We start from the raw sequence: 22470 nt of genomic DNA, 5'->3' as shown, positions 1-22470 counted from the left end.
CGGCGGGCGGGTGCCCCCCCCCCCCCCCACCACCCCCCCCGGCGCGCCCCCCCCCCGCGGGGGGCCCCCCGGCTCTTTCTCTTTGCGCGTGTTGGGGCGCCCTGGTCTTGGGCGCTGGCCATTACTCCCGCAGCGGCATCCCGCGCGCATCAGTCCGGAAGGTCTGGGCGCCGGCCAGGATCATGATTCCCTCGACGAAGCCCCAAATCGCACCAGCCCCGAAAGTGAAGAGGGTTACCAGCAGCTGCACGACGCCGATGGTGGTGTAGCCGAGGTAGAACCGGTGGACTCCGAGGCCGCCGAGGAAGATGCCGAGCAAACCAGCAGCGAGGCGGGACTTCGGCGCCCAGCCGTACGGGGCCGGGTAACCCTGCTGGTAAGGATTCGGCGGCCCGGGCTGGTAGTAGCCGGGCGGCGGGCCCGGTGGATATGGGTTCTGGCCCTGGTACTGGCCGGTGGGCTGGTACTCACCGTGGTACTGGCCCGGGTGCCCGGGGTTCGTGTAGCGCCCCTGTCCCGGATACTCGCCCTGATAAGGGCTCTGCCCTGGCTGGCCTGTTTGGCCTTGGCTCTGATAGCCGCCGGGTTCCGGGGACTGGTGCGCCGACTCGTCGTAATCGCCGGGCGGCCGGCCGTAGGGAGGCGGGGCGGCGCTGGATCCATGTGCGGCCTGCGCCGTGGGATCCTGGTCTTCCGGCTGGCCCGGGGTGGGTTGCCCCTGAGGGGGCTCGTTCGTCGCCATTTGCCTACTCCTGAAGATGTCGGGGTCACGCCGCCCGCAGGGAACCCGTTGGTAACGAAAGGGCGTGCATGGGACCAATCTACGCCGTCGGGCAGCGATTTGGAGGCAGCTGGCGGTCCACGGTGGGGCGATGGGGTACCGGCTCGGGTTTTGGATGGAAACCCCGGTCACAACCGGCCGTGACTGCTTGCACTCCCGGTGCGGGAGTGCTAATTATTGACTTAGCACTCTTGCGGGCTGACTGCTAAAAGTCGCCTGTGTTGAGTGAACCAGCAAGCCGCTGGGGTGAGGGGCGGAACGCGCGTAAAGAGATCGTGCGATTCTCCCCGTCCGTCGCGGGCACCTCAGAAGGAATGCAACATCCAAGCATGACTGTTCCGGAAGGACGATAGCCGTTATGGCCAAGATCATTGCATTTGACGAAGAGGCACGCCGCGGCCTTGAGCGGGGCCTGAACACCCTCGCCGACGCCGTCAAGGTCACGCTCGGCCCGCGTGGCCGCAACGTCGTACTTGAAAAGAAGTGGGGCGCTCCCACCATCACGAACGACGGCGTTTCCATCGCCAAGGAGATCGAACTCGACGATCCCTACGAGAAGATCGGCGCCGAGCTGGTCAAGGAAGTTGCCAAGAAGACTGACGACGTCGCCGGTGACGGAACCACCACGGCTACCGTCCTGGCTCAGGCCCTCGTCAAGGAAGGCCTGCGCAACGTTGCTGCCGGCGCCGACCCGCTGGGCCTGAAGCGCGGCATCGAGAAGGCTGTTGCAGCCGTCACTGCCGAACTGCTCGCCTCTGCCAAGGAAATCGAAACCAAGGAGCAGATCGCTGCTACGGCTTCCATCTCCGCCGGTGACCAGCAGATCGGCGACCTCATCGCCGAAGCGCTGGACAAGGTTGGCAAGGAAGGCGTCATCACGGTCGAGGAATCGAACACCTTCGGCCTGGAACTTGAGCTCACCGAAGGCATGCGTTTCGACAAGGGCTACATCTCCGGTTACTTCGTCACCGACGCAGAGCGCCAGGAAGCTGTCCTCGAGGACCCGTACATCCTGATCGTCAACTCCAAGATCTCCAACGTCAAGGACCTCGTTGCCGTCCTCGAGAAGGTCATGCAGTCCGGCAAGCCGCTGCTGATCATCGCCGAAGACGTTGAAGGCGAAGCACTGGCCACCCTGGTGGTCAACAAGATCCGCGGCACCTTCAAGTCCGTAGCCGTCAAGGCTCCGGGCTTCGGCGACCGCCGCAAGGCCCAGCTGGCTGACATCGCCATCCTGACCGGCGGCCAGGTCATCGCCGAAGAGGTTGGCCTCAAGCTCGAGAACGCCACGCTGGACCTGCTCGGCAAGGCACGCAAGGTTGTTGTCACCAAGGACGAGACCACCATCGTCGAAGGTGCAGGCGACGCCGACGAAATCGCCGGCCGCGTCAACCAGATCCGCGCCGAGATCGAGAACTCCGATTCGGATTACGACCGCGAGAAGCTGCAGGAACGCCTGGCCAAGCTGGCCGGCGGCGTTGCAGTCATCAAGGCCGGTGCCGCAACCGAGGTTGAGCTCAAGGAACGCAAGCACCGCATTGAAGATGCCGTCCGCAACGCCAAGGCAGCGGTTGAAGAAGGCATCGTCGCCGGTGGCGGCGTGGCCCTGATCCAGGCCGGCCAGAAGGCATTCGCCAACCTGAACCTCGAAGGCGACGAAGCAACCGGCGCCAACATCGTCAAGGTTGCGATCGATGCTCCGCTGAAGCAGATCGCCTACAACGCCGGCCTCGAGCCGGGCGTTGTCGTCGACAAGGTCCGCGGCCTGCCCGAGGGCTTCGGCCTGAATGCCGCAACCGGCGAATACGAGGACCTGCTTGCTGCAGGCATCAACGACCCGGTAAAGGTAACGCGTTCGGCGCTGCAGAACGCTGCATCCATCGCCGGTCTGTTCCTGACCACCGAAGCTGTTGTTGCTGACAAGCCCGAAAAGGCCGCACCGGCCATGGGCGGCGACGACATGGGTGGCATGGGCGGTATGGGCGGCTTCTAGTTCCCAACCGCCGGCCCCCGGGCCGGCAGCACCACATGCGCAGGAGCGCGGTACCTTCTTGAGGTGCCGCGCTCCGTTGCGTTACCCGCAGGTTCTCCTCCCTAGCGCCGAAAGAGCGCCGTATTTGCCGCCTCCGTGTCTGCGTACTGGACCGAGGCGTACGCCAACGCCTGGTTGATGCTGGCGAGCGACTCTTCGACCCTCGCCTGGGTGGTCCGCCAATCCGTGATGAGCAGCTGGAAGTTGGCCGAGGCCTGTCCCTGCCACGACTCACCGAGGGACAGCAGCCCTGCCTGCATGGAATTGATGTCTGCCTGCAGCCTGTCGATGGTCGCACGGACCTCGGTGCTTTTGGCAGCCAGGATGTCACTGTCGACGACAAACCCCGCCACGGTTTCCTCCTCACATCTGGGCCCGCCTGGTGCGGTCCGTGCTTCCAAGGATCAGGCAGGGCAGGGCAGCCATCCGGAGCGCACGCCAGAGGGTGGACAGTGCGGAGAGCGGGGGTGCGTTGACCGGGCGGTGGAGGACAGGTCCGCCCGGGACGAGCGGGACTCAGGGACGCAGGGCGCCGCCGTCGTCCTCCCGGCTGTCGCCTTCTGCAGTCTCGTCCTCGTGTTCGGGCATGCTGTCAGGCTGCTTATACGGCAGGCGGATGGACATCGTAGCGCCGCCGCCTTCGGTTTCGGTCAGGCGGACCGTGCCGTCGTGCTGGGCCACCAAGGCAGCGACGATCGCCAATCCCAGACCTGTTCCACCCGTTTCCCGGTAACGCGAGGAATCGGCCCGGTAGAAGCGCTCGAAAACCCTGGCTGCGTCCTCTTCCGAGATTCCGGGTCCATGGTCCCGAACTTCAAGCACGGCGTCCATCCGGTCATGAATCACCGGTGCTACGCCTACGGCGACTTCAATGGGTGAGCCTTCCGGCGTATACCGGAGTGCGTTCGTCATCAGGTTTGCCACGACCTGACGCAGCCGTGCCTCATCACCCATGGCAGGGGCGCTCCGGGGCGAATTGCCGTCAAGTCCGACCACGCGGATTTCCCGGTCCGGGGCACTGGCCCGTGCGTCAAGGGCGGCGTCGTTGCCCAGGATCATCAGGTCCACGGGCCGGTACTCCAGCGGGCGCTGTTCATCGACGCGGGCCAGGGTGAGCAGATCCTCCACGAGCTGGCCCATCCGCTTGGCTTCGCTTTCAATGCGGCCCATGGCAGCGGCGATTTCTTCCGGCTTTTGCAGCGCCCCGTGGCGGTACAGCTCGGAAAATCCCCGAATGGTCACCAGCGGTGTCCGGAGTTCATGGGAAGCGTCCTGCACGAAGCGGCGCATCTTCTGCTCGGACTGCGTCCGGGCAGCGAATGCGGTTTCAATATGCGCGAGCATGGCGTTCAGTGACCGGGAAAGCCTGCCGATTTCAGTGGCCGGGTTCCCGACTTCCACGCGGCGGGAAAGATCACCGGCCGCAATGGCTGCGGCCGTCTTCTCGACCTGGCTCAGCGGACGGAACTGCCGCGTGACCGCCCAGTAGGCAATGCCCGTGGCGCCGAGCGTGCCCAGCAGCCCCACGGAAAACACCAGCGAGGCGGCCTCATCCACGGTCTCAGCCACGGAGTCCAACGGGACAGCTACGGCAACAGATCCGGGGAGGTTTGCCACATGGAAGACCTTGACCCGCCATCCCTTGCTGCCGGGGGCGGTGCCGGGCACGTCAAAGCCCCGGCCGTCCCGCGCCGTGACTTCGTCCGACGTGATGTTGAGCAGTATCGGTGTATCAAAGTCGGTGTCGGAGTGCGTCTCGGGTCCGTGCTCGCCGTCGTCATTCAGGTACAGGCCGTAGAAACGGAACAGTGAGGTGTCAGTCGAGGGCGCACCTGAGATCAGGTAGCGCGAAATGGCCGGAGCATTGTCCTGGATGTCTGCATCGAGCCTGCTGACAAGGATCTGGCGCAGCACGTAAATGGTGGCAAGACCGGTAATGGTCACCGTCACCACCATGAGCACGGCCATAATGGCCACCAGCTGTGATCTGAGGGAAGCGGACTTCCAGCGCCGGATCAAGGCTCAGCGCTTCTCCGTGGTGCGCAGCAGGTAGCCGACGCCGCGCTTGGTCTGGATCAGTGCGGGGGCATCAGGGCTGCGGTCGATTTTGCGGCGCAGGTAGGAGATGTAGGACTCCACGATCGAAGCGTCTCCGTTGAAGTCGTACTCCCATACGTGGTCCAGGATCTGCGCCTTGGACAGTACCCGGTTCGGGTTCAGCATCAGGTAGCGCAGCAGCTTGAATTCGGTGGGGGAGAGTTCGATCGTGACCCCGCCGCGCCGGACCTCGTGCGCGTCGTCGTCGAGCTCCAAATCCTCCACGCGGATGACGGCGTCGTCATCGTCCAGGGGCTGGGTGCGGCGCAGGACGGCGCGGATCCGGGCCACGACTTCATCCAGGCTGAAAGGCTTGGTCACATAGTCATCCCCGCCGACGGTGAGGCCGGTGACCTTGTCTTCGGTGTCGTCCCGGGCGGTCAGGAACACTACGGGGAAGTGCCGTCCCGCGGCCCGGAGCCGGCGGGTCAGGGTGAAGCCGTCCATATCCGGAAGCATGACGTCCAGGACAGCCAGGTCCGGGCTGTGTTCGTCCACGGCGGCGAGGGCTTCGCGGCCGTTTCCGGCTGCAACGACGTCGAAGCCGGCGAAACGCAGCGAGGTGGAGAGCAGCTCGCGGATGTTCGGCTCATCATCGACAACGAGGAGGCGTGCTTCGGGTGCAGACGATTTGTTCACCCGCCTAGTTTCTTACATTCAGCTGGACGTTGTCTGTAGGCCGGCAATAAGTCAGCTGGAAATGTCCCATGTAAGCACTGAGGCATCCCGGTACGGTCCTGCGGGAACGGAACCGGTAAAACGTCAGAAGACTGTCAACGCGGAAACGAGGTCGCGGTAGGCCATTCCAGAGGTCACCGGCTCGAGCGTGGCACGCTCCGCGTCAACCGTCAGCAGATGCTGACCTGCCCGGCCCGCGTCCACGTAGCCCCACTCGGGGACCGCACCGGCCGCGGTTTGCACCTGGACACGCCAGATGAACCACGGTTCGCTCCACATCCGGATCCACGCCGGATCCTCCGTTGGCGGCGGCTCGTCTACGGAAGCGATACGGCGGTCGAAGACCTCGGTCGGGAAATCGAGGGCACCCGTCGTGAGGGTCCAGGCGGGACCCAGGCCCAGCCACGAAGCTACCACCTGGGCCAGATCGGGGAGACCGACGAAATCCAGCTGGACGAGGGACTCATAACGGTCGATGCGGCCCGCGTCGAGTTCCGCGCGGGAGGGGCCAGCGAGTACCAGGGCATCCTCGTCATCGATTTGTATCTGCAGCTCGGTGGATCCCTGGGGATGCAGGCAATGGATGCTGACGGAGGCACGTGCTGAGGTCAGCGGTGCCGTGACGGTGATGCCCTCCGGCGTCAGGCGTCCGGCGGTATCCATGAGCCCGGCCTCGACCAGGGCGGCAAGGCCCGCCTTCCGGCCGGCCCGCTGGAAACGGCCGGCATAGCCGCTCTCCGCGGCTGCATCCAGCAGATGTACCGCTTCACCATTCAGCCACGGTCCCCGGGAGCTGAAGGGCTGCCGGGCCGACAGGCCGCCGAGTTCTTCAAGGTCGGCTCCGAGAATCCGGCTCGCGGCCTCATCCAGTGCCGGCTCGCGGTCCGGGACAATATCAACCATTGGAGGGGTCCTTCAGGGTGGCCGAGAGCGCGATGGCGCCCAGGACTTCGTCGTAGGCGGTCAGCTGGTTGGCCGAACAGGAGGTGGTCACAGAGGCGGCCAGTCCGTTGCGGAACAACAGCAGCTGGCTGCAGTGGATCAGCCCGCCGGACCCCCGGTGCAGGTACTCGAGCCGGCGGACGGCTTCCAGTTGGGGGACCGGGTCCACTGAGAGCAGATAGGGGTCTGCCAGGGACGTCAGCAGTGACGCCATAACAACTGTGCTCAGCTGGGTTACGGTGCCGGGGAAGGGGAATGCCGTCACGGCGACGTTCGGGCGGAAGCCGCCCTCCTCCATCCACTTCGTGAGCGGTGCTGCCACCACCAGTTCCGCGTCCGGGTGCGGAATGACCTCCCAGTCGGACGGGCGTTCAAGCGCTACATTGGCGCTGCACTCAGCGGTGAACATTCCTAGGCTTTCGCAGCCAGGAGAACGGGGAGGAATACTCGGGTTTCAGGACTTCGTCCTTGTCCGCACCGCGGTCCAGCCAGTCTTTGTACCACGCGGGCAGCATAATCCGGGGGAGGCGGAAACAGCAGGCGAACGCCACCATGAAAAGCGGGGTGATGGTGAGCACCAGAACCCAGTCGGTGACCCACTCAGCGCCCAGGATGGTAACCAGGCTCAGCAGGACCGCCACAATGATGACGGGCTGCAAATAGAGCCCGAAGAACCCGAGGTAGTTCTGCTTTCCGAACTGATAGACGCTTCTTTGGCCCGCCCACGTACGCCAGGTTCCCTTATAAGCCGCTATGCCGGAAATGAGCATATAAGCGATTCCGCCCACAGCCGCTGCTACGAAAAGGATCATCCCCGCTGTCACCATAGCTTCAGATTCTCCCATGTTTCCTTGAGGCCTCCGCCCACAGCGTCAGCAAGTCCCTTGTCCCTCAGGTTTCTCACGACATTTCCGATGCCTTCTCCGACGGCACCGCCTACCCATCCCCCCACAGCGGCCCCGGCAAGCGTTCCCACCACCGGGATGGGGATCAGGCTGCCCAGGGAAGCGCCGATTGCTGTTCCCGCGATGCTGCCGCCAATGGCACCACCGCCTTCGACAACGGCGGTGGCGGCGGCACTGCCTACACGGTCTCCCGTACTCATCTCAGGATGCTCCAGCTGGTCCTGGTTCCATTGTTCGGACCAGTTCTTGTAGACGGACAAGGCGCCGTCCGCCACGCCCAGTCCATTGGCCACCCTGTTCGCCCAGCGCGGCAGCTCCGGAGCGGCCACGCTGTTTCCACTCGCGTTGGTCCGCCGCCGGGCTCCCGGGACCTGGGGGTCCCGGAACACCGGCCGATGAATGGTCAGCGCCCGTGCGCCCAGTGGCGCGAGCATCGCCGCCATGAGGCTGCCGGCCGGGAGGTAGCGGTACGGCCGGCCGTTCAACCGCAGTGTGACTGATCCGGGCACATTGAGCCGGCGCCTGTTGGAGCCGGGGTCCAAAGCGATCCTAATCAGCCGGGGACCGGGGTTCTGGTGCACTGAAAGGAGTCCGTTGGCCGCCAGGCCGGATGAGACCGCGGCGTAGGGCGACGTTGCGATTCTGTGCGGCTCCAGAAATGACGTGTGCAGACCGGAAATCGCAGCAGCGCAGGCGTCTTCGGCAGCTTGGAGCTCGGCGGCTATCGAGGCTGACTCACGGGTGAGGCGTGCTTCTTCTGACTGTGCGGCGGCCGCGCTTTCCTGGCTGTCGTCGTCCAGCGGCCGGCAGGCGTGGGCTTCCAGCGCTGCCACGAGGGCGTCGTAGCGGGGGCGAAGCGCGTCGACGGCGTCGGCGTAGGCATCAAGGGCATTCCGGATTGCGCCGGTCACATCCGCTGTTGCGTCGGTGTAAATGGCCGCTTTGTCCATGGCACCGTGGACTATGTCCTGCTCGGGGGCCTGATAGCTGTCCTGGAGCGCTGTCCAGGTTGCAACCAGATCCTGGCCGTAGTCCTTCGCCCGTTTTCCCGACGCATCGATCGCGGCCGCGTCTTCACGGATGGCGCAGGTGTCCGGCAGCACCGGGAGATTCCCCGCGCTCACCGTCCGCCTCCTGTGCTGTCCGCGCCGGCAGCCGGGGATTCCCCTGCCATCCGATTGGCATTGCCGGCCATCTCTTCATCGCCGCGCACATAAGAATTGACGGCGTCGCTGGTCGAATTGCAGGCGTTGTCGCCGCGAATGGTGCCGCTGTTGAGCAGCCGGGACAAATAGTCCTCATAGCAGTCCGTGAGTGCCTGAAGGATGACGGGACTGTTGGCGGAGCAGGCAGCGGAGGTGACCGCGTTCTGGAGCTTGGTCTCTTCGGCCTGCAGGTCTTCCACCGTGGCCCGCGCCTTCCCAATGACGCCGCGGACTGCGGCGACCTGGATATCCCAGCCGTTAATCGGCATCTTCCCCCCTGGATGACAGAACGAGCTGCGTTCCGCTGAAGCAAATCTCTGGCTATTGCCTCTAAGAATCTAGCGCAGGAAACACAAATGCCCCATGGGGAGAACTACCCATGGGGAAAACTATCCGCGGCGGGAGCATGACAGGAAAGTTACACGGCTCGGACGGAAACCCCGCCTCGGCTAGGCGGGCTTTTCGATGTCCGCAGCGTCCTGGATGGAATAGGCGTAGCCCTGCTCGGCCAGGAAGCGCTGCCGCTTCGCAGCGAAGTCCTGGTCCAGGGTGTCCCGCGCGACGACGGTGTAGAAGTGCGCTGCCCGGCCGTCAGCCTTCGGGCGCAGCAGGCGCCCGAGGCGCTGCGCTTCTTCCTGGCGCGAGCCGAAGGACCCGGAGACCTGGATGGCCACCGAGGCTTCGGGCAGGTCGATCGAGAAGTTTGCGACCTTGGAGACCACCAGGGTCTTGAGTTCCCCCCTGCGGAAGAGGTCGAAGAGCCGCTGGCGTTCCTTTACCGGAGTCTCACCCTTGATCACCGGGGCGTCCAGGCGTTCGGCCAGTTCGTCCAGCTGGTCGATGTACTGGCCAATGACCAGGATCTGGTCCCCGGCATGGCGCCGGACCAGGTCCTCAACCACCTTGGACTTGGTTTCCGACGTCGAACACAGGCGGTACTTGTCGCCGTCTTCCGCCATGGCGTACGCAACGCGCTCGTCCCGCGGAAGGTCCACCCGGACCTCGATGCAGTCTGCGGGCGCAATGTAGCCCTGGGCCTCAATGTCCTTCCACGGAGCGTCATAGCGCTTTGGCCCGATGAGGGAGAAGACCTCACCCTCGCGGCCGTCTTCACGGACCAGGGTGGCCGTGAGTCCAAGCCGGCGGCGGGCCTGCAGGTCAGCCGTCATACGGAAGATGGGTGCCGGGAGCAGATGGACCTCGTCATAGATGATCAGGCCCCAGTCGTTGGCGTCCAGCAATTCCAGGTGCGGGTACAGTCCTCCGCGTTTGAGCGTGAGCACCTGGTACGTGGCAATGGTGACCGGACGGACTTCCTTGACCGCGCCGGAGTACTCGCCGATTTCGTCTTCAGTGAGCGATGTGCGCTTGAGGAGCTCATCCTTCCACTGCCGTGCCGAGACGGTGTTGGTGACCAGGATCAGCGTGGTCGTGGAGCTGGTAGCCATGGCAGCAGCACCCACGAGGGTCTTCCCGGCACCGCACGGAAGCACCACCACGCCCGAGCCGCCGGCCCAAAAATTCTCCGTGGCCAGCTTCTGGTAAGGGCGCAGGGCCCAGCCGTCCTCGTTCAGCAGGATCGGATGGGGAGTTCCGTCAACGTAGCCGGCGAGGTCTTCCGCCGGCCAGCCCAGCTTGAGCAGGAGCTGTTTGAGCTGGCCTCGCATCGCGGACTGCACCACCACGGTTTCCCCGTCGATCCGGGGGCCGAGCAGCGGCTGGATCTTCTTGGCGTGCAGCACTTCCTCAAGGACGGGATAGTCATTGGTCCGCAGCACCAGCCCGTGCTGTGGATCCTTCTCGAGCCGGAGCCGCCCGTAGCGGGACATCGTCTCTTCGATGTCCACGAGCAGGGAGTGCGGAACCGGGAAACGGGAATACGTGAGCAGGGTGTTGAGTACCTGTTCGGCGTCCAGGCCCGCGGCGCGGGCGTTCCACAGCCCCAGGGGCGTCAGCCGGTAGCTGTGGATGTGCTCGGGAGCCCGTTCGAGTTCCGCAAAAGCCGCAATCGCGTGGCGGGCTTCCTGGGCTTTCTCGTGATCCACTTCCAGCAGGATGGTCTTGTCACTTTGGACGATCAACGGTCCGTCAACCATGTGCTGGGCTGCCCTCCACTATTTCCACATCCATTATCCGGTGTATTGACACTACGCGCTCAACGTCGCGCCGCGGATCGAAGACCCTGACCCGCCCCTCGCCTACCGAAAGGGGAACGAAGATCTCCTGCCGTTCATTCCCCTGGCTGTCCACCACTCCCATCCGCACGGAACTCTTGGTGCGGATGGCCTTGCGCAGCGTCTCCAGCCCTACCAGCGGCATCGACTCATCATTATGTTTGGCCACAGCCGGCCCGCGGCCGCGGAGCGCAGCCAGCTGGGCATCCAGGTCCTCATCACTGAGTTCCCATTGGTTCACCCGGGTACTGGACGACGACGGTGCCGGCACAGGGGGGCGGACATGGGAACCGTTGGCCTCGCGGGCCCTGCCTTCCATGACCGGCGCGTAGCCGAGGCCGCGGATAGCCAGTGCGAGTTCCTGCGGCGTGGCAGCGGAGGAAACCACTGTCGGCGCAATCCGCGTCAGCCCCAGCGGCGCGGAGCGGGGATCGGCAACCAGTGCGTTGAGCGCTGCCTCGTCGTCACTGCGCAGGTAGGACCAGGCTGCACCGATGCGCAGGCGCCCATGGCGGCTGGCGGTGTCTTCCACGAGGTAGCGCAGCGGCTGCGGAACCTCGGTGGCAGAGTAGTGGGACAAAAACTCCAGGATCGAGGCGGCGTCCATATCGGCATCAAGGGCGCGGCGGATGGAATCTGCCGAGAAGCGGTAGATCGCGGCAGGTCCGCGGCCCTCGGCATCTGAGATGAGGGAGAGCTGCCGGGCGACTGAAGGATCCAGGTAACCGGGTGCCACCGCGGTCAGGTCGGCCTGGAGCAGGAATGAACTCAGGGGTGCCGGCAGGGCCTGGTTTAGCCTTCCGGTCGCCCTACCGAAATCGGAGGCGGCCACCGCGTGGCCGAGCTCAGAGAGGGCACCCGATCCGATGAGGCCCAGCTGGGCAGCCTCCTTGAGGATGCCCGGAACCAGGCGGGCGAACCTGCGCTGCAGCCTGGGCTGATGCCAGGTCAGTGCGCCGATCAGGTCCTCGACGTCGAACGCTGCCGAATGGGTTTCCTGGCCAACGCCCGCGGCGGAAAGTTCGGACAGCATTTCCAGGGCCCGGCGCCGCACGAGGGGCGCATCGGGGCGCGAGAGCTCTCCGGCCAGGGCATTAATCACTCCTCCGCCGGGCAGCGGTCCGCCCACCAGCGAGGGCGCCCGCTCTGCCTCCAGCCAGGATTCCACCAGCCGGCGCCACTGCAGCTCGCGGTCCAGGGTCAGCCAATCGGTTTCGGCAGTTCCCCACCGTGCGGTGGCCGCATCAAGAACCAGCAGGCCGGAGAGGGCAGCCAGCTCCAACAGCCAGGCCGTACCCATGGGGTCCAGCCGCAGTGCTTCGGAGACGCGCCGCACCTCCCGCACGCCCACTCCGCCCGACCGCAGGGTTCCAATGGGTGCCTCCGCAGCGACGGCCAGCAGTTCGGTCATGAGGCGCAGGGTTTCAGCTACCGCTCCGAAGGCCGCGTTGTCGCGCAGGGTATTCGGCACCGCCCGCGGTGTCGGGGACACAGGCTCAAGCTGGAAATCAGAAACGATGACATGGCCGCGCGACGCCTGGCCTACGGGACGGGGCAGCTCCACATGCAGGGCATCCAGCGGCACCAGCAGGCCGTGCGCGACGAGCCATTCGACCGGAGTCGGCGAGGGATTATCCAGCACGGCGCGGCTGATGGCGGCCTTCTTCGGGATAGTCCCGACAGGGGAGTACTTGAACCGGCGCAGCAGGTCCCCGGTCTGCGGCGGTGCGTCAGCCAGGAGGGCGTTCCAGCCCGCCGGGTCCGAGACCAGGTGATGCAGGGAATGTGCCGCCGTGGCGGGAGTGTCTGCCTTCTCGATGGGCAGGCCGCGCTTTCTCAGCCCCTCCACGATCTCGACGAGGCGTTGCCCGAACTCGGGCTGCTGGGCAGCGAGCGTGGAATACGGGCGGCCAAGCCCTGCCGGGTAGGCGCCCAGCGCCTCACCCAGAACGGACACCGGCAGGTAGAAGCGGCGTCCGGCGTCGGCCTTCGGGGCGCCGGGGTGGGGGCGGGCACGGCGCAGCAGCGCCAGCTGGTGCAGGTAACTGAGGATCGAATCCAGGGCCTTGATGGTTGAACCGGCGATCGAGGCCTTCAGCCAGGAGGCCGTTGTGCTGAGGTGTGAGTCCTCATTGGTGGTGAGATCCAGTGCTTCGAGGACCTGCATCTGGGGAGCCGTGAGCTTTTCCAGCGCCCGCTGGACGCTGATGCGCGTGGATGCGCGGGCCGCCAGGGCCTGGAAATCCGGCACCGGAGGAAGCACCAGGTCCGGCCGGGCGGTCAAAAGCTCACGCAGTTGTTCGTCACTGCGCGCTGCAAGGTCTTCGGCCAATGCTCGGATCGCGGACATCGTCCAATACGTTACCCGAGTGGAGGCGAAAACAAACGGGTCAGCCTCGCCGCCGGCGCACGATTGAGTCAATTACCAGCCCCGCCATCAGCACAAAAGCGATCGGCAGGGCGTAGAAAGCCCCGGCAGCAAAACCGGGCCAGACGCTTTCGCCGCGCAGCGCTTCCAGGAGCAGGGCAGCAAGGCTCGCGACGCCGGCAAGCGCCAGCAGCGCGGCCAGCACCGTCACAATCAGCCGCAGCGGTGAACGGGGGGTGCGGGGGGCAGCTCCGGCGCCCTCGGAATGAGCGGGCCCGCCGGGAGAGTTGGCAGCAGATTTTCCCGGGTGCGGGAGGCGTTCGTCCATGATGTTTAACGCTAACAGCTAAAATTTCCGGCCATCAAAGCGGACACTGGAGTGCGATTAGCAGCGTCGGGATATTCTAAAGGGAACAGACTTCACCGTAGTATCTCTGGAAGTGCCCTGCCGCCCGGCTGGGACAGCGATGCAGGGAATCAACGGAGATTCGCTGCGGATGCACCACCGTATGCGGCGGGACCGCCGCATCCATTAGCTAAGAACGAGGTAAGCGAAGTGCCCATCGGCAAGGTCAAGTGGTTCGACACTGGCAAGGGATTCGGATTCCTGGCCACTGACGACGGCCAGGAAGTTTTTCTGCATGCCTCCGCACTTCCCTCCGGTGTGAGCGAGGTGAAGCCTGGAACCCGCATGGAGTTTGGTGTGGCGGACGGCCGCCGCGGGCCGCAGGCGCTTTCCGCGCGCATCCTGGAAGCTCCGCCCTCGGTGGCGAAGGCCACGCGCAAGCCGGCTGACGACATGGCCGTGATTACCGAAGACCTTATTAAACTGTTGGACGGCATTTCCAACGGACTGCGCCGGGGCCGGTACCCCGAGAAAAAGCACGCAACCAAGGTTGCTGCAGTGCTGCGGGCCGTCGCCGATGACCTTGACGCATAGGGGCAGATCCACGCAGTGAACACAACCGACACCTTCGTTCCAGAAGAGCCGAAAAAACCCGCGGCACGGAAGCCCCAGCGCCGGCCCTCCAAACCGGACGCCGTGCTGGCAGCTGCCGTGGAGACGGCACGCGCCGGGCTCCTGGAAGTGGTGCCGGAGGTCCAGCTGGGAGAGTGGATCGGGGCAGTGCCTGAAGCTGACCGGCTGGTTACCCACCGGTTCCAGGCGAATCGGGCCGGCTACCGCGGCTGGCAGTGGTACGCCACCGTTGCGCGGGTTCCCCGCGGAAAGGTCGCCACGGTCTGCGAAGTCGGACTGCTGCCCTCCGAGGACTCTGTCCTGGCTCCGGAATGGGTTCCGTGGTCCGAGCGGCTCCGTCCGGAGGATGTTGCTGCCCAGGCAGAAGTAAAGGCAGGGGAGCGCGCAGAGAACGCTGCCCCCGAAAATGAGGAACCCCGGACCGGGGCTGAAGAGCAGGAAAAGGCAGTCGAACCGGAAGAGGACGCAGCCGACGGCGCGGCCATGGAGGACGAATAACAGTTGAGCAGGCGGAACCAGGTTCTTGATCCCGGAAGGGAGAAGTGAACCCCCATGTTCCGTTCGCTTCGCATCTTCAACTACCGCATCTGGTTCATTGGAGCCCTGGTCTCCAATATCGGCACCTGGATGCAGCGCACGGCCCAGGACTGGCTGGTCTATGACATCCTGACGAACCAGGATGCCGCGGCCATGGGTATTGTGATGGCGCTCCAGCTTGGACCCCAGCTGCTGCTCGCCCCCTGGGCCGGGCTCATCGCCGACAGTTACGACCGGCGAAAGGTCCTGCTCACCACCCAGGTATCCATGGCTGCCCTGGGCGCCGGGCTGGGATTGCTGGTGCTCTCGGGACATGCACACCTGTGGCACGTCTACGCTTTCGCGCTGGCGCTGGGTGTCGTCTCGGCGATTGACGCCCCGGCCCGCCAGAGTTTTGTCTCCGAGGTGGTCTCCGAGGAGAACCTGCCCAACGCCGTCGCGCTGAACAGTGCGTCCTTCAACGGTGCCCGCATGGTCGGCCCCGCAGCAGCGGGCCTGCTGACCGTGGCGGTCGGGCCCGGCTGGGTGTTCCTCATCAATACCGTGACTTTTGCGGCGATGGTCCTGGCGCTGCTGAAAATGCGCAGCGCGGAGCTGCGGGTGCTGCCCAAGGCGCCTCCGGGCAAGGGGCGCATCCGGGCAGGGCTGAAGTACGTGAAGTACCGGCCGGACCTGGTCATGGTCTTGGTGGCGATCTTCATCGTGGGCACATTCGGCCTCAACTTCGCCGTATATATAGCAGCCATGGCCCGCACCGAGTTTGGCCAGGACGCGGGAATCTTCGGTCTGCTGAACTCGATCATGGCCATAGGTTCTGTCTGCGGGGCACTGCTCTCCGCCCGGCGGGAACGCCCGCGGCTGCGCTTCATCTTCGGGGCTGCGGGAGCATTCGGGGTTTCCTGCCTGCTTGCGGCGTTCTCCCCGAACCTGTGGATCTTTGCCCTGTCCCTGATTCCCACCGGGCTGTTTGCGCTGACCCTGATGACAAGTGCAAATGCCTATGTGCAGACGACGACGACCCCCGTCATGCGCGGGCGTGTCATGGCGCTGTACTTCGCCATTTTCATGGGCGGGACGCCGCTCGGTGCGCCGATCGTGGGTTGGGTGTCCAACGCTTTCGGACCGCGGTGGAGCCTTGGGGTCGCGGCGGCATCGGGCATCATCACCGCCGTGGTGGGACTGGTCTGGGCCTGGCGTTCCCACCATCTGCGCCTGCACTACGACCGCACCGTCCGGCGGCGCCTCTACCTGACGACCCGGGAAACGGAACAGGACCCCAAACCGCGGTAGCGGCGGGGCCCTGTTCGTGCGGCTGCCCGGCGGGTGCCGGATGCCTGCTGCTAGGAATGCTCGATAACGTAGTCGATGCACTGCAGCAGTGCGCTGACGTCCTCGGGTTCGATCGCCACGAACGTCGCGATGCGCAGCTGGTTGCGGCCGAGCTTGCGGTACGGCTCAACGTCCACCACGCCGTTCGCGCGCAGGGTCTTGGCGATCCCGGCAGCGTCGATCGAATCGTCGAAGTCGATGGTTGCGATCACGTTGGACCGGTCTTCGGCCCGGCCAACAAACGGCGTGGCGACGGAGGACGCTTCGGCCCAGGCATAAATACGGCCTGCTGAGTCTGCCGTGCGGTCCGTGGCGAACTTCAGCCCGCCGTTCGAGTTCAGCCACTCCAGCTGGGCGTTCAGTGTCACCAGGGTGGAGAGCGACGGCGTGTTGTAGGTCTGGTTCAGGCGTGAGTTGTCGATTGCCGTCTGCAGGTTCAGGAAATCGGGGATCCAGCGGTCCGATGCGTTGATCCGCGCTGCACGCTCAATGGCGGCCGGGGAGAACATGCCAAGCCAGAGCCCGCCGTCGGACGCGAAGTTCTTCTGCGGTGCGAAGTAATAGACATCCGCCTCCGAGAGGTCGACGTCGAGTCCGCCGGCAGCGGATGTCGCGTCGATCAGGACCAGGGAATCCTTGTCCGCACCTTCGACCCGGCGGACCGGAGCCGCAACGCCCGTGGACGTCTCATTCTGCGGCCAGGCGTACACGTCGACGCCCGCCTCGGCCTGCGCCTCGGGACGGGTTCCGGGCTCCGCCTTGATGATGCTGGATGCGGACAGGAAAGGCGCCTTGTTCGTAGCCGCAGCGAACTTGGATCCGAATTCACCGAATGAAAGATGCTGTGCCTTGTTCTCCACGAGGCCGAATGACGCAACATCCCAGAACGCCGTGGATCCGCCAACGCCGAGGACTACTTCGTATCCTTCGGGAGCGGAGAACAGCGAGGAGAGTCCCTCCCGGACGCTGCCGACCAGGTTCCGGACCGGAGCCTGGCGGTGGGAGGTGCCAAGGAGCTTTGCTCCGGCACGGGAGAGAGCCTCCATTTGTTCGGGGCGGACTTTGGAAGGACCGGCACCGAAACGTCCGTCCTTTGGAAGAAGATCTGCAGGGATGGTAAGTGCGGTGGTTTCGCCCATTGTTGTATTTGCTCCAAGCGGGTTGGCAGGGTACTTCACGTACATTTCCATTCAACACCCGGCGGCCGTGACGTTCCTATTTGTGACCGGGTGCCCTAAGGTGGCCCGCGGCATGGTGTTTGGGCCCGGTTCGGTGCGATGGGCTAACGTGGAACCGAACCTGCGGCGCGGTCTGCGCCACGCCGGTTTTCCATCCCTTCTCTTCCGCACGAATGCTAGGAGCGGCTGGTCATGACGGACCTCATAGACACAACTGAGATGTATCTTCGAACCATTCTGGAACTCGAAGAGGAGAACATCGTGGCTCTCCGGGCGCGGATTGCCGAGCGCCTGCGCCATTCCGGTCCTACGGTCTCCCAGACCATCGGCCGGATGGAACGCGATGGCCTGGTTGTGGTTTCGGGAACCCGTCAGCTGGAGCTGACCGAATTCGGACGCCGGCGGGCAACGGAGGTCATGCGCAAGCACCGCCTGGCCGAGCGCCTGCTGGCCGACGTGATCGGACTGGACTGGGCCTACGTCCATGACGAGGCCTGCCGCTGGGAACACGTGATGAGCGAACGGGTGGAACGGCGGCTCTACGACTTGCTGGGACACCCCACAGAGTCGCCCTACGGGAACCCCATTCCAGGCCTGGAGGCGATTGGCGGGCTGCCCTCGGCGCAGACAACCAGCTGCCTGAATTTGGTCTCGGCGGTGGGTTCTGCCCAGCCGGGAGAAGAGATGCTGCTGGAACGGCTGGCCGAACCGATCCAGGTGGATCCCGAACTGCTGACCCAGCTCGATGAAGCCGGCCTGCGGCCCGGCGCCACCATTACGGCGGAGGTGGTAGGCGGCTATATCTCCGTGCGGGTTCCCGGGATTGAAGGCGCACTGGAACTGCCCGCGGAAGTGGCATCCCACGTCTTTGTCGCGCAGCCCGCCCGCGACATTCCGGTGTCCTGATAACGGAATGGTATCTTTTCGACTTTTTACCCTATAGTTGCATCTGACTACAGCAACCCCACCGCTTACCGGTCCGACAGCCGAACCCTGCCACTGGACCGCAGGTGCAACCGTTCGAAGGCAGGGGCGGAGGACCCAATCACCGGCAGCAGGGCTGCCTTGGGGTGAAGCCTCCGAGCAGCATGGAATCCTTGCGGATCCCGTGCGTCAGAGGCCGAGTTTTCTCTACTCGAATCCGACAGCTAACTTCGCAGGCTTTGCAGAGAGGGAAAAACTTGTCGAAGCATGCAGCTTCGGGCAGGCGCAGAGCCGAAACACCGGCTGCACCGCTGCGCCCACGCTCCACCGACCGGTCAACAGGCCGGCGCCGCGCAGAAACAGTCCAGCGCCCCCTTGGGGCGTCGGCACAGAAGCTGGCCATTGGTGCTGCGGCATCGGGCCTGGTCCTGACGGTCGCCCTGCCTACGACCGCTGCTGCCGATATTCCGATGGAGCAGCCCATGCCGTCAGCGGCACCTGCCGTGTCGGCGGATCCGAACGCCACACTGAGCTTCGACCGGGCGGCGCTTACCAGCAAGTTTGATCCGGACGCCAAGCTCCAGGGGCTCACCGTGGCCGGAATGGACGTCACGCCGGCCGCAGCCAAGGGCACACTGGCCACGCCGCTGGAATCCGAACTGGTGCAGACCTCGTCCTTCGGTTACCGGGTCAGTCCGATCACGGGAGCAGCGGGAGAGCTGCACACCGGCCAGGACTTTGCTGCTGCCTGCGGGACCGAGGTCACGGCAGCAGCCAGCGGCACCGTTACCTTTGCCGGGTGGCATGCCCTCGGCGGCGGGAACCGCGTGGTCCTCGATCACGGCAATGGCGTGGAGACGACGTATAATCACCTTTCCGCCATCAGCGTGTCTGTGGGGGATAAGGTCCAGCGCGGCCACTTGGTGGGCGCCAGCGGCAGCACCGGCGCATCAACCGGCTGCCATCTGCATTTCGAAGTAATGGTAAACGGCACTGCTGTCGACCCTCTTGGGTGGTTGTGATCCGCTCAACACGCTTTCGTGACCTGAGCGTGACATTTCCCTGATGTTGTTATATTCTCGTCACCGTGCCTGGTTCGCAAAGACCGGGCACTCTCGAACAGTTCGCCGAGCTCTGCCACTGTCTGAGATCCGTTCGCAAAAATCGCATGGCAGAGGCGGGGGAACCAATTTTGGGTTTCGTAAGAAGCCCTAGGGGTTAAGTTGCTGGACCTAGCCGTCCGCAGCCGGGTGACTCCCATCCGAATCCGACAGCTCACCTCGCAGGCGTTGGGAGAGGCAAACACTGTGTCATCAAACACGTCCGGACGCCACCGTGCGCCCGCAGTCCAAACCAGCCCGCTTACGGCGCTTTCCAAAGCCGTAACCGCCAACGCAGGATCTGTCGGCCGTCAGGCCGCCGTCGTCGTCGCAGCTTCCGGCCTCGTCCTGGCCGCAGGTATGCCGGCGCAGGCCGCACCGGTCTCCACTGACCGCCAGGCACTGGAATCCACCCCCCTCAACGTTGTGACCTCCAACGGGACCGTCACGGTCTCCGAGCAGGCACCTTTCGAACTTCCGGTTGAGCCCCTTGCCGGCTCGCTTTCCGGTGCCGAAATCCGCGCCGAAATTGCGGCAGCCGAGCTCGCGGCAGCCGAAGAAGCCGCAGCGGCACTCGCCGCCCAGCAGGAAGCCTATGCAGCCCAGCAGGCCGCAGCCGCTCCCGCAGCCGCAGCACAGGCTTCCACCGGCCTCACCACGGCGTCTTCCACTCCGGCGGCCGAGGTTAGCGCCAGCGGCGTTGCAGCCGGACTGGTAGCTTCTGCCTACTCGCAGATCGGCGTGGCACAGGACTGCACCGCCATGGTCGAGAAGGCACTGCGCTCGGTCGGCAAGTCCGTCGGCGACCTCGGTCCCTCACAGTTCTTCGCTTTCGGTGCCGTGGTTGGCACTCCGCAGGCAGGCGACCTGGTAATCACCGGCGGCCACGTAGCCATCTACGTCGGCAACGGCCAGGTCATCTCCGGTGGCCTGAACGGCATGAACACCGGCCTGCACTCCCTGTCCGACCTTCCCGGCGCAAGCTTCGTCCGCGTCAGCTGACGCGCGGTTGCCTGAAACTACGGAGAAACACCTTCCATGACCTCGACAACTGAGCGCGCGCGCCACCGGGCTCCTGTCCAGCGCACCAGCACCCTCACCGCCCTGGCCGGCGCAGTCAGCACCAACGCCGGCACGATGGGCCGCCAGGCCGCTGTCATCGCAGCAGCCTCGGGCCTGGTACTGACCACCGGCGTCGCAGCAAACGCTGCCGGTGCGGAGACCTCCCGTGACGTGCAGACCAGCAAGCTGGATCTCTCCTCCATCCCTCTTCAGGTCCCTGCTGATGCAGCAGGCCTGGAGCTGAAGCTCGCACAGGTACCCGGCGTTATTGCTGCCGAGCAGTCTGTTGTGGAAGCAGAAATCGCCGAAACCGCCGAAACCGCCGACATCTCGGTGCAGTCGCAGGAGGTCATCGCTCCCTCAGCGCAGGCCCAGGGCACCGGTACAGCTGCTGCTGCACCCGCCCAGGCGGCTCCCGCAGTTGCCTCCGGTGTCGGCGCGACCATCGCGGCCGCTGCCTACGCACAGCTGGGCGTGATGCAGGACTGCACCATGCTGGCAACGAACGCCCTGGCAGCTGCAGGCATCAACTACCACGGGTGGCCGGCCGGCTACCTTTCCCTCGGCCGCACGGTGGGTGCAGCTGAGGCGCTTCCGGGCGACCTGATCTACTACGCCGACGGCGGCATGGGCCTGGCTCACATTGCTGTTTACGTCGGCAACGGTCAGGCCATCCACGGCGGCTTCTTCGGAAACCAGACAGTGGTTGCCCCGGCAGAGCTCGGCTCGGGCGGCGTCTACATCCGCGTTGGCGGCTAGCAGTACCTTTTGACCTAGCAGTACCTTTTGACACAGTCCGGCAAAGGACCTTCCCCCTCGGGAAGGTCCTTTGCTGGTTCTGCCCGGCTATAGGCGCGGCCGCTCGGCACTCCGCCGATTCCTTGCCTTTCCTTCCCCTTAAATGGCGCGATTGCCTCCCGCGGCTTACTCTTGCAATCAAGATTCGAAGTACCGCGGTGTAAAGGTGGGGCTGCTTCTCCGCCTGCACCGGCGGGCAGGCGAAGAGGAACGTGCATGCGAACCTTGGTTCTGAATGCCGGCTACGAACCGCTGGCTGTCGTAACTTTCAAGCGCGCGCTGGTGCTGGTGCTCACCGGCAAAGCGAGCGTGCTTGCAGAAAGCGGCGATCCGGTGGTCGGCCCCACGGACGTCTTCGGACGCCCCTCAGTGATTCTCCTCAACCGCTACGTGAACATTCCCTACCGCGAGGGAACGGTCGCCACGCGGCGGGGTGTCCTGAGAAGGGACGGGCACTCCTGCGCGTATTGCGGTAAGCAGGCCTCTACCGTTGATCACGTTGTGCCGAAGTCCCGCGGGGGAGAAGACAGCTGGGAGAATCTTGTGGCCTGCTGCCTGAGATGCAACAACCACAAAGGGGACAAGACGTTGAACCAGCTCGGATGGAAACTGCGCTTTACTCCCCGGCCACCCAGGGGTGCCCGGTGGCAGATCCGTGAGCTGGAGCAGCCCGCAGCCCAGTGGAATCCCTTCCTCGGCGATACGGCAGCCTAGTGGCACTGCCGGAACCGCCCCCGCCTGCCTATGACGCCGTCGTCCTGGCCGGCGGACGCTCCTCCCGATTGGGGGGTGTGCCCAAGGCGGAGCTGGTCCTCGGGGAAAACAGCCTGCTTGAAATCACCCTCGACGCCGCTGCCGGAGCCCGCGAAATAGCCGTCGCCGGACCTGACCGGCTGGAATCAATGCTGCTTAGGCACGGGGATAACTGCGTTCGGGTCCGTGAGGATCCTCCGTTCGCAGGCCCGGCCGCGGCAGTCGGCGCCGCCCTCACGGTGCTTGACCAGCGGTCCGCTGCCCGCGGCCGCCCTGCGCCGGAATGGATACTGGTGCTGGCCTGCGACATGCCCGGCGTGGCCCGTGCAGTTCCCGCCCTGCTCACTGAAGCCGCCCGGGATCCCCGAACCTCCCTCATGGCAGTCGATGCAAGGGGCAAGGCGCAACCGCTGGCGGCGCTGTACCGGAGCGCCGAGCTGCGGCGCTGCGTGGCAGCGCGTCCGGAGGGACTGGAGAATCTGTCAATGTTCAGCCTGCTTGCTAGGGTGCAGTGGAGAGAGGTCGCCGTTCCAGCGGGAAGTACCGCGGACGTGGACACCTGGGAGGATGCCGGAAGATGGGGCATCAGCCCGGGTAACCGCACCGCCTGAAACCTGCTGCTTCCGGT

General features: G+C 65.0%; 23 protein-coding genes and 2 riboswitches. Of the genes, 10 read left to right on the top strand and 13 right to left on the bottom strand.

The genetic code is table 11. The features are described 5' to 3' along the window. Nucleotides 1–121: 121 nt before the first annotated feature. A complete protein-coding gene (locus LOC59_RS13095; RefSeq protein WP_229972439.1) occupies nt 122–742 on the bottom strand; it encodes a TM2 domain-containing protein in 621 nt (206 codons plus the stop codon). A 397-nt stretch (nt 743–1139) separates the two neighbouring features. Between LOC59_RS13095 and groL the strand changes: the two genes are divergently transcribed. After that, a complete protein-coding gene (gene groL / locus LOC59_RS13090; protein ID WP_227897537.1) occupies nt 1140–2774 on the top strand; it encodes a chaperonin GroEL in 1635 nt (544 codons plus the stop codon). 101 nt (nt 2775–2875) lie between these two features. Here groL and LOC59_RS13085 read toward each other — a convergent pair whose 3' ends face one another. The 11 genes from LOC59_RS13085 to LOC59_RS13035 form a co-directional block, all read right to left on the bottom strand. Beyond that, nucleotides 2876–3166 (bottom strand): WXG100 family type VII secretion target, encoded by a 291-nt coding sequence (locus tag LOC59_RS13085; protein ID WP_227897538.1) that lies wholly within the window; start codon nt 3164–3166, stop codon nt 2876–2878. A 163-nt stretch (nt 3167–3329) separates the two neighbouring features. After that, a complete protein-coding gene (locus LOC59_RS13080; protein ID WP_227897628.1) occupies nt 3330–4781 on the bottom strand; it encodes a sensor histidine kinase in 1452 nt (483 codons plus the stop codon). Between the two features lie 54 nt (nt 4782–4835). Next, the gene (locus LOC59_RS13075; RefSeq protein WP_227897539.1) at nt 4836–5549 is read right to left on the bottom strand and encodes a response regulator transcription factor; all 714 of its coding nucleotides are present in this window, start codon (nt 5547–5549) and stop codon (nt 4836–4838) included. 123 nt (nt 5550–5672) lie between these two features. Beyond that, entirely contained in the window at nt 5673–6491 is an 819-nt protein-coding gene (locus LOC59_RS13070) for a hypothetical protein (RefSeq protein WP_227897540.1), read from the bottom strand. After that, complete coding sequence (locus tag LOC59_RS13065; RefSeq protein WP_227897541.1) at nt 6484–6939, bottom strand: hypothetical protein; 456 nt, start codon at nt 6937–6939, stop codon at nt 6484–6486. Before LOC59_RS13065 ends, LOC59_RS13070 begins: the two co-directional genes overlap by 8 nt. Continuing rightward, nucleotides 6926–7375: a hypothetical protein gene (locus tag LOC59_RS13060; protein WP_227897542.1), complete on the bottom strand. Its 450-nt coding sequence runs from the start codon at nt 7373–7375 to the stop codon at nt 6926–6928. The genes LOC59_RS13065 and LOC59_RS13060 overlap by 14 nt, the downstream gene beginning before the upstream one ends. Then, nucleotides 7351–8559 carry a hypothetical protein gene (locus LOC59_RS13055; protein WP_227897543.1) on the bottom strand — a complete coding sequence of 403 codons (1209 nt, stop codon included), beginning with the start codon at nt 8557–8559 and terminating at the stop codon, nt 7351–7353. The genes LOC59_RS13060 and LOC59_RS13055 overlap by 25 nt, the downstream gene beginning before the upstream one ends. Continuing rightward, nucleotides 8556–8909, bottom strand: a complete 354-nt coding sequence (locus tag LOC59_RS13050) for a DUF6507 family protein (protein ID WP_229972437.1) — start codon at nt 8907–8909, stop codon at nt 8556–8558. The genes LOC59_RS13055 and LOC59_RS13050 overlap by 4 nt, the downstream gene beginning before the upstream one ends. A 180-nt stretch (nt 8910–9089) precedes the next feature. Next, complete coding sequence (locus LOC59_RS13045; RefSeq protein WP_227897545.1) at nt 9090–10736, bottom strand: DNA repair helicase XPB; 1647 nt, start codon at nt 10734–10736, stop codon at nt 9090–9092. Then, nucleotides 10729–13164 carry a helicase-associated domain-containing protein gene (locus LOC59_RS13040; RefSeq protein ID WP_227897546.1) on the bottom strand — a complete coding sequence of 812 codons (2436 nt, stop codon included), beginning with the start codon at nt 13162–13164 and terminating at the stop codon, nt 10729–10731. Before LOC59_RS13040 ends, LOC59_RS13045 begins: the two co-directional genes overlap by 8 nt. A 40-nt stretch (nt 13165–13204) precedes the next feature. Beyond that, on the bottom strand, nt 13205–13510 hold the full coding sequence (locus LOC59_RS13035; RefSeq protein WP_227897547.1) for a hypothetical protein: 306 nt from the start codon (nt 13508–13510) through the stop codon (nt 13205–13207). A 228-nt stretch (nt 13511–13738) separates the two neighbouring features. On the opposite strand from LOC59_RS13035, the gene LOC59_RS13030 reads away from it, so the two are divergent. The 3 genes from LOC59_RS13030 to LOC59_RS13020 are packed head-to-tail and all read left to right on the top strand — an operon-like array spanning nt 13739 to nt 15988. Then, entirely contained in the window at nt 13739–14122 is a 384-nt protein-coding gene (locus LOC59_RS13030) for a cold-shock protein (protein WP_227897548.1), read from the top strand. Between the two features lie 15 nt (nt 14123–14137). Further along, the gene (locus tag LOC59_RS16610; RefSeq protein ID WP_227897549.1) at nt 14138–14659 is read left to right on the top strand and encodes a DUF3027 domain-containing protein; all 522 of its coding nucleotides are present in this window, start codon (nt 14138–14140) and stop codon (nt 14657–14659) included. Between the two features lie 54 nt (nt 14660–14713). Beyond that, a complete protein-coding gene (locus LOC59_RS13020) occupies nt 14714–15988 on the top strand; it encodes an MFS transporter (protein ID WP_227897550.1) in 1275 nt (424 codons plus the stop codon). Nucleotides 15989–16038: 50 nt separating this feature from the next. Here LOC59_RS13020 and serC read toward each other — a convergent pair whose 3' ends face one another. Then, nucleotides 16039–17166, bottom strand: a complete 1128-nt coding sequence (gene serC / locus LOC59_RS13015; RefSeq protein WP_227897551.1) for a phosphoserine transaminase — start codon at nt 17164–17166, stop codon at nt 16039–16041. 231 nt (nt 17167–17397) lie between these two features. Between serC and LOC59_RS13010 the strand changes: the two genes are divergently transcribed. The 6 genes from LOC59_RS13010 to mobA all read left to right on the top strand — a co-directional run bounded on the left by LOC59_RS13010 (nt 17398) and on the right by mobA (nt 22453). Then, nucleotides 17398–18111 carry a metal-dependent transcriptional regulator gene (locus LOC59_RS13010; protein ID WP_227897552.1) on the top strand — a complete coding sequence of 238 codons (714 nt, stop codon included), beginning with the start codon at nt 17398–17400 and terminating at the stop codon, nt 18109–18111. Between the two features lie 68 nt (nt 18112–18179). Continuing rightward, nucleotides 18180–18383, top strand: a riboswitch (cyclic di-AMP (ydaO/yuaA leader). 3 nt (nt 18384–18386) lie between these two features. After that, nucleotides 18387–19151 carry a M23 family metallopeptidase gene (locus LOC59_RS13005; protein ID WP_229972435.1) on the top strand — a complete coding sequence of 255 codons (765 nt, stop codon included), beginning with the start codon at nt 18387–18389 and terminating at the stop codon, nt 19149–19151. Between the two features lie 124 nt (nt 19152–19275). Continuing rightward, nucleotides 19276–19432, top strand: a riboswitch (cyclic di-AMP (ydaO/yuaA leader). 4 nt (nt 19433–19436) lie between these two features. After that, nucleotides 19437–20231 (top strand): NlpC/P60 family protein, encoded by a 795-nt coding sequence (locus tag LOC59_RS16685; RefSeq protein ID WP_229972433.1) that lies wholly within the window; start codon nt 19437–19439, stop codon nt 20229–20231. A gap of 36 nt (nt 20232–20267) precedes the next feature. Then, nucleotides 20268–21050, top strand: a complete 783-nt coding sequence (locus tag LOC59_RS12995) for an NlpC/P60 family protein (RefSeq protein WP_229972431.1) — start codon at nt 20268–20270, stop codon at nt 21048–21050. A gap of 255 nt (nt 21051–21305) precedes the next feature. After that, complete coding sequence (locus tag LOC59_RS12990; protein WP_227897556.1) at nt 21306–21803, top strand: HNH endonuclease; 498 nt, start codon at nt 21306–21308, stop codon at nt 21801–21803. Next, nucleotides 21803–22453: a molybdenum cofactor guanylyltransferase gene (mobA, locus tag LOC59_RS12985; protein WP_229972429.1), complete on the top strand. Its 651-nt coding sequence runs from the start codon at nt 21803–21805 to the stop codon at nt 22451–22453. The genes LOC59_RS12990 and mobA overlap by 1 nt, the downstream gene beginning before the upstream one ends. The last annotated feature ends 17 nt before the right edge of the window (nt 22454–22470 follow it).

The sequence above is a fragment of the Arthrobacter sp. zg-Y916 genome, assembly GCF_020907385.1.
Classification (GTDB): domain Bacteria; phylum Actinomycetota; class Actinomycetes; order Actinomycetales; family Micrococcaceae; genus Arthrobacter_B; species Arthrobacter_B caoxuetaonis.
Note: the sequence above shows the minus strand (reverse complement) of the source record. Positions and strands in the feature narration are given on the sequence as shown.

What these genes read in the sequence shown, in the direction of transcription:
- LOC59_RS13050 (WP_229972437.1), bottom strand. Translation starts at nt 8,909, where the DNA reads ATGCCGATTAACGGCTGGGATATCCAGGTCGCCGCAGTCCGCGGCGTC.
- LOC59_RS13080 (WP_227897628.1), bottom strand. Translation starts at nt 4,781, where the DNA reads ATGGCCGTGCTCATGGTGGTGACGGTGACCATTACCGGTCTTGCCACC.
- LOC59_RS13070 (WP_227897540.1), bottom strand. Translation starts at nt 6,491, where the DNA reads ATGGTTGATATTGTCCCGGACCGCGAGCCGGCACTGGATGAGGCCGCG.
- LOC59_RS13040 (WP_227897546.1), bottom strand. Translation starts at nt 13,164, where the DNA reads ATGTCCGCGATCCGAGCATTGGCCGAAGACCTTGCAGCGCGCAGTGAC.
- groL (WP_227897537.1), top strand. Translation starts at nt 1,140, where the DNA reads ATGGCCAAGATCATTGCATTTGACGAAGAGGCACGCCGCGGCCTTGAG.
- LOC59_RS13060 (WP_227897542.1), bottom strand. Translation starts at nt 7,375, where the DNA reads ATGGGAGAATCTGAAGCTATGGTGACAGCGGGGATGATCCTTTTCGTA.
- LOC59_RS13035 (WP_227897547.1), bottom strand. Translation starts at nt 13,510, where the DNA reads ATGGACGAACGCCTCCCGCACCCGGGAAAATCTGCTGCCAACTCTCCC.
- LOC59_RS13010 (WP_227897552.1), top strand. Translation starts at nt 17,398, where the DNA reads ATGACGGACCTCATAGACACAACTGAGATGTATCTTCGAACCATTCTG.
- serC (WP_227897551.1), bottom strand. Translation starts at nt 17,166, where the DNA reads ATGGGCGAAACCACCGCACTTACCATCCCTGCAGATCTTCTTCCAAAG.
- LOC59_RS13065 (WP_227897541.1), bottom strand. Translation starts at nt 6,939, where the DNA reads ATGTTCACCGCTGAGTGCAGCGCCAATGTAGCGCTTGAACGCCCGTCC.
- LOC59_RS12995 (WP_229972431.1), top strand. Translation starts at nt 20,268, where the DNA reads ATGACCTCGACAACTGAGCGCGCGCGCCACCGGGCTCCTGTCCAGCGC.
- LOC59_RS13095 (WP_229972439.1), bottom strand. Translation starts at nt 742, where the DNA reads ATGGCGACGAACGAGCCCCCTCAGGGGCAACCCACCCCGGGCCAGCCG.
- LOC59_RS12990 (WP_227897556.1), top strand. Translation starts at nt 21,306, where the DNA reads ATGCGAACCTTGGTTCTGAATGCCGGCTACGAACCGCTGGCTGTCGTA.
- LOC59_RS13020 (WP_227897550.1), top strand. Translation starts at nt 14,714, where the DNA reads ATGTTCCGTTCGCTTCGCATCTTCAACTACCGCATCTGGTTCATTGGA.
- LOC59_RS13045 (WP_227897545.1), bottom strand. Translation starts at nt 10,736, where the DNA reads ATGGTTGACGGACCGTTGATCGTCCAAAGTGACAAGACCATCCTGCTG.